Below are 1,253 nucleotides of genomic sequence, written 5' to 3' on the forward strand. Positions count from 1 at the left end.
CTATCTCACGCTCGGTGAGACCCGGTTGGGGCCGACCCGGAGCTACCGCGTCGTGATGACCGACGTGAGCGGGCTGCAGGGCGGCGACGTGGTCCGGGTCGCCGGGGTCCGGGTCGGCCAGGTCGACGGCCTGGACGTGGTCGACGACAACCGCGTCGAGGTCGCGTTCCATGTCGACGAGGGCCAGACCCTGACCGACGCGACCGAGGTGCTCGTGCGCTACGAGAACCTCCTCGGAGACCGTTACCTCGAGCTCCAGCAGTCCCCGGACCAGGGCCAGCCACTCGCTGACGGAGCCACGATCCCGGCCGACCGCACCACACCGGCGCTGGACCTCGACGTACTGCTCAATGGCTTCCGTCCGCTCTTTCGCGGACTCGAGCCCGCCGAGGTCAACGAACTGGCCGAGAACCTGATCGCCACCCTCCAGGGGCGCGGCGGCACGGTCGAGTCGCTCCTCGCGAAGACGTCGAGCCTCACCAACGGGCTGGCCGACGACAGCACCGCGATCACCTCGCTCATCGACAACCTCGACGTCCTGCTGGGCAGCCTCGACACCCGGGACGTCCAGCTGCGGCAGACCATCGGACAGTTCCAGGAACTGGTTTCCGGGCTGGCGAAGGACAAGGACCCCATCGCGAAGTCGGTGACCTCGATCAACAAGATGGCGGCCGCGCTGGCCGACCTCTTCAACGATGGGCGCCAGCCGTTCAAGGAGACCCTGATTGCGGTCAAGGACCTGGCGAAGCTGCTCAACACGAACACCGCGACGTTGAACAAGGTCCTGAAGTCCCTGCCCGGCGCCTACCAGGTGCTGGACCGGATCGCCTCCCACGGGAACACCTTCAACTTCTACCTCTGTGCGGTGCAGGTCGTGATCAGTGGACCGGGTGGCAAGCCCATCAAGACACCCATGGTCCGCAGCCAGGTCGAACGCTGCCAGGACGATCCGGAGAGGAGGGGCGAGCGATGAAGATGTTCCGTGAACGAAACCCGTTGCCCCTGGGCCTGGTCGTGGTGGTGGGGCTGGTCATGACGATGCTCCTCGTGCTCAACATCGACGGCGTCGTGGGCGCTTTCGGACGCAAGTACAGCGTGATGCTGCCGGAAGCGGCGGGCATCAAGCAGGGCGACCCGGTCCGGGTCAGCGGTCTCACCGTCGGTCGCGTCGGCGAGGTGAGCCTGGAGGGCGAAGGCGTCCTCGTCGAGTTCGGCCTCACCGAAACCGGGATCGAGCTCGGCACGGAGACGAC

2 protein-coding genes are annotated in these 1,253 nt (G+C 66.8%); both read left to right on the forward strand.

The genetic code is table 11. The annotated features are described in order from the left end of the window. The coding region (locus ACOADB_RS04535) for an MCE family protein (protein WP_378596738.1) at positions 1–973 on the forward strand (973 nt) is incomplete at its 5' end. Next, on the forward strand, positions 970–1,253 hold a 284-nt coding region (locus ACOADB_RS04540; RefSeq protein ID WP_378596739.1), incomplete at its 3' end, for an MlaD family protein. The genes ACOADB_RS04535 and ACOADB_RS04540, both read left to right, overlap by 4 nt.

The sequence above is a fragment of the Nocardioides sp. CPCC 206348 genome (assembly GCF_048654705.1).
GTDB lineage: Bacteria > Actinomycetota > Actinomycetes > Propionibacteriales > Nocardioidaceae > Nocardioides.